Source organism: Mesorhizobium sp. M4A.F.Ca.ET.022.05.2.1 (assembly GCF_003998845.1).
GTDB lineage: Bacteria > Pseudomonadota > Alphaproteobacteria > Rhizobiales > Rhizobiaceae > Mesorhizobium.
On the sequence record NZ_RZOJ01000445.1, the window covers coordinates 1 to 4,878 of the forward strand.

Sequence of the window (4,878 nt, forward strand, 5' to 3'; positions counted from 1 at the left end):
ACATGACGCTGAAGGACATCGAGCGCGTCCTCTACTTCGAGAACTACATCGTCACCGAGCCTGGCCTGACCGCGCTGAAGGAGCACCAGCTGCTCAGCGAGGAAGAGTACATGATCGCCGTCGACGAATATGGCGAGGATTCGTTCACCGCCATGATCGGCGCAGAGGCCATTCACGACCTGCTGGCCGGCATGGATCTGGAGAAGATCGCCGGCGACCTGCGTTCGGAACTAGCTTCGACCACCTCCGAACTCAAGCAGAAGAAGTTCCTGAAGCGGCTCAAGGTCGTCGAGAACTTCATGGAGTCGGGCAACCGTCCGGAATGGATGATCATGAAAGTGGTTCCGGTGATCCCGCCGGACCTGCGCCCGCTCGTCCCGCTGGACGGCGGCCGTTTCGCGACGTCCGACCTCAACGATCTCTATCGCCGCGTCATCAACCGCAACAACCGCCTCAAGCGGCTGATCGAGCTGCGTGCGCCCGGCATCATCGTGCGCAATGAAAAGCGCATGCTGCAGGAAGCGGTCGATGCCCTGTTCGACAACGGCCGCCGCGGCCGCGTCATCACCGGCGCCAACAAGCGTCCGCTGAAGTCGCTGTCCGACATGCTGAAGGGCAAGCAGGGCCGGTTCCGCCAGAACCTGCTCGGCAAGCGCGTCGACTATTCCGGCCGCTCGGTCATCGTGACCGGCCCGGAGCTCAAGCTGCATCAGTGCGGCCTGCCGAAGAAGATGGCGCTCGAACTGTTCAAGCCCTTCATCTACGCCCGCCTCGACGCCAAGGGTTTCTCCTCGACCGTCAAGCAGGCCAAGAAGCTGGTGGAGAAGGAGCGTCCGGAAGTCTGGGATATCCTGGACGAGGTCATCCGCGAGCATCCGGTGCTGTTGAACCGCGCTCCGACGCTGCACCGCCTCGGCATCCAGGCGTTCGAGCCGACCCTGATCGAAGGCAAGGCGATCCAGCTGCATCCGCTGGTCTGCACGGCCTTCAACGCCGACTTCGACGGCGACCAGATGGCCGTTCACGTTCCGCTGTCGCTGGAAGCGCAGCTCGAAGCCCGCGTGCTGATGATGTCGACCAACAACATCCTGCACCCGGCTTCCGGCGCGCCGATCATCGTGCCGTCGCAGGATATGGTTCTCGGTCTCTACTATCTCTCGATCGTCAACCAGAACGAGCCGGGCGAGGGCATGGTGTTCGCCGACATGGGCGAGCTCCAGCACGCGCTGGAGACCAAGGCGGTGACGCTGCACGCCAAGATCAAAGGCCGCTTCCGCTCGGTCGATGCCGAAGGCAATGTCGTGTCGAAGATCTATGACACCACGCCCGGCCGCATGATCATCGGCGAGCTGCTGCCGAAGAACGTCAACGTGCCCTACGAGACCGCCAACCAGGAGATGACCAAGAAGAACATCTCCAAGATGATCGACACCGTCTACCGCCATTGCGGTCAGAAGGAGACGGTCATTTTCTGCGATCGCATCATGGCGCTCGGCTTCGCGCATGCCTGCCGCGCCGGCATCTCGTTCGGCAAGGACGACATGCTGATCCCGGACACCAAGATCAAGCTGGTGTCCGAGACCGAGGCTTTGGCCAAGGAATACGAGCAGCAGTACAATGACGGCCTGATCACCCAGGGCGAGAAGTACAACAAGGTCGTCGATGCCTGGGCCAAGTGCTCGGAAAAGGTCGCCGACGAGATGATGGCCCGCATCAAGGCCGTCGAGTTCGAGGACAACGGCCGTCAGAAGCCGATGAACTCGATTTACATGATGTCGCATTCGGGTGCGCGCGGTTCGCCCACCCAGATGCGCCAGCTCGCCGGCATGCGCGGCCTGATGGCAAAGCCGTCGGGCGAAATCATCGAGACGCCGATCATCTCGAACTTCAAGGAAGGCCTCACCGTGCTCGAGTACTTCAACTCGACCCACGGCGCCCGCAAGGGTCTAGCCGACACCGCTCTGAAGACGGCGAACTCGGGTTACCTCACCCGTCGTCTCGTCGACGTGGCGCAGGACTGCATCGTCAACTCGCTCGACTGCGGCACCGACAAGGGCCTCACCATGCAGCCGATCGTCGATGCCGGCCAGATCGTCGCTTCGATCGGCCAGCGCGTGCTCGGCCGCACGGCGCTCGACGACATCAACCATCCGGTCTCCGGCGAAGTGCTGGTCAAGGCCGGCAAGCTGATGGACGAACGCGACGTTGAGCAGATCGAGAAGGCCGGCGTGCAGTCGGTGCGCATCCGCTCGGCGCTGACCTGCGAGGTCAGGACCGGCGTCTGCGCGGTCTGCTACGGACGCGACCTCGCCCGCGGCACCCCTGTCAACCAGGGCGAGGCCGTCGGTGTCATCGCGGCGCAGTCGATCGGCGAGCCGGGCACGCAGCTCACCATGCGTACCTTCCACATGGGCGGCACGGCACAGGTGGTGGACTCTTCGTTCCTCGAAGCCTCCTATGAAGGCAAGGTCGAGATCCGCAACCGCAACGTGGTGCGCAACTCCGACGGCCAGCAGATGGTCATGGGCCGCAATATGGCGGTGCTGATCCTCGACGAGGCCGGCAAGGAACGCGCCACGCACCGCGTTGCCTACGGCTCGCGCCTCTTCGTGGACGATGGCGACAAGGTGAAGCGCGGCCAGCGCATCGCCGAGTGGGATCCCTATACCCGCCCGATCCTCACCGAAATCGAGGGCAAGGTGGCGTTCGAGGATCTGGTCGACGGCATTTCCGTCCAGGAAACGGCCGACGAATCGACCGGCATCACCAAGCGCGAGGTCATCGACTGGCGTTCGACGCCGCGCGGCAACGACCTGAAGCCGGCGATCATCGTGCACGACGCCAAGGGCAAGGTCGGCAAGCTGTCGAAGGGCGGCGATGCCCGCTTCCTGCTCTCGGTCGAGGCAATCCTCTCGGTCGAGCCGGGCGCGCATGTCCGTCCCGGCGACGTGCTGGCGCGTATTCCGATGGAAAGCGCCAAGACCAAGGACATCACCGGCGGTCTGCCGCGTGTTGCCGAACTGTTCGAGGCACGTCGTCCGAAGGATCACGCCATCATCGCCGAGATCGATGGCACGGTCCGCTTCGGCCGCGACTACAAGAACAAGCGCCGTATCATCATCGAGCCGCATGACTCGACGCTCGAGCCGGTCGAATACCTGATCCCGAAGGGCAAGCCGTTCCATCTCCAAGACGGCGACGTCATCGAGAAGGGCGACTACATCCTCGACGGCAACCCGGCGCCGCACGACATCCTGGCGATCAAGGGCGTGGAGGCGCTTGCCTCCTACCTCGTCAACGAGATCCAGGAGGTCTACCGCCTGCAGGGCGTGTCGATCAACGACAAGCACATCGAGGTGATCGTTCGCCAGATGCTGCAGAAGGTCGAGATCACCACGCAGGGAGACTCGACCTACATTCCGGGCGACCACGTCGACGTGATCGAGCTGGAAGAGGTCAACGAGCGGCTGATCGAGGACGGCAAGAAGCCAGCCGAAGGTCAGCCGGTGCTGCTCGGCATCACCAAGGCATCGCTGCAGACGCCGTCCTTCATCTCGGCCGCCTCCTTCCAGGAGACGACCAGGGTGCTGACCGAAGCGGCGGTTGCCGGCAAGACCGACATGCTGCAGGGCCTGAAGGAAAACGTCATCGTCGGCCGGCTGATCCCGGCCGGCACCGGCGGCACGATGAGCCAGATCCGGCGCATCGCCACCTCGCGCGACGAGCTGATCATCGACGAGCGCCGCAAGGCCTCTGGCGTCGAGGTCGCCGAGCCGATGCTGACCGACATGGTCACCGCCGCGCAGTAAGCGCGGGATGAGAAGAGAAGAAGGAAAGGGGCCCTATGTGGCCCCTTTTCGCATTTGGGCCACGAGGAACTATGATGAGCAAGAAGACCTGGACGGCCGTCGACGACTACATCGTTGCTTCCCTGTTCGAGGCGGATCCCGTGCTTGACGCGGTGCTCGCAGCAAACCGCAATCAGGGCCTGCCGGCGATCGATGTCTCCGCCGCGCAGGGCAAGCTATTGTCGTTGCTGGTGCGCATCCGCGGCGCGAGAAGGGTGCTGGAAATCGGAACCCTTGGCGGCTACTCGACAATCTGGATGGCGCGGGGACTGCCCGTTGATGGAAAGGTCGTGACGCTGGAGCTCGATCCGCACCATGCCAGGGTCGCACGCTCGAATTTCGAGCGGGCAGGGGTGTCAGACCGGATCGATCTGCGCATCGGTCCAGCGCTTCAATCGCTCGCCGCGCTGAGTGGCGAAAACGCGGGTCCGTTCGATCTGGTCTTCATCGACGCCGACAAGCCGAACAATCCGAATTATCTCGACTGGGCAATGAAGCTGTCACGGCCTGGAACGGTCATCGTCTGCGACAACGTCATTCGTGACGGCGCTGTGGTGCAGGAAGATAGCGGCGACGCCAATGTCGAAGGCGCACGCGCGGCGTTCTCGTTCATTGGGGGCGAGAGGCGACTGGACGGCACCGCCATCCAGACCGTCGGCGCCAAGGGCTATGACGGCTTTGCGATAGCGATCGTCGAGTGAAGGGGTTGGACAGATGGACGAGGCGGCTCTTTGGGACCTGATCAACGCGGGGCGAGAGCGCATGAATCTTGCGCAGAGAAGACTCTGGGACGTGTTCGGCATCGACCCGGAGCTATGGACGCATCGCTCTCCGGCAGGGGACGACCGGCGCGTTTGGGTGGTCGCGTTGATCGGCCGAAGCGTGATTTCCTACAATGAATTCGAATACGGCTTCGACCGCTCGCATTTCGTCCGGTATGGCGAGATTGCCGAGCTTGGCTGGGGGCACGACGACCTTGAGGTTGCCGTTCAACACGTTCTGAACGAGGTGGAGCGCGGAGATCGAACCG

General features: G+C 63.2%; 3 protein-coding genes. All 3 read left to right on the forward strand.

Features of this window, described 5'->3' with window-relative positions:
* Positions 1-3,809 (forward strand): DNA-directed RNA polymerase subunit beta' (gene rpoC, locus EN745_RS30095; RefSeq protein WP_127422921.1); only part of this gene is annotated, 3,809 nt, incomplete at its 5' end.
* Between the two features lie 74 nt (positions 3,810-3,883).
* Positions 3,884-4,549, forward strand: a complete 666-nt coding sequence (locus tag EN745_RS30100; RefSeq protein ID WP_127406509.1) for an O-methyltransferase — start codon at positions 3,884-3,886, stop codon at positions 4,547-4,549.
* 13 nt (positions 4,550-4,562) lie between these two features.
* A partial coding sequence (locus EN745_RS30105) for a hypothetical protein (RefSeq protein WP_127422922.1) occupies positions 4,563-4,878 on the forward strand: 316 nt, incomplete at its 3' end.

Coding starts and splice junctions, on each gene's coding strand:
- EN745_RS30100 (WP_127406509.1), top strand. CDS start 3,884: ATGAGCAAGAAGACCTGGACGGCCGTCGACGACTACATCGTTGCTTCC.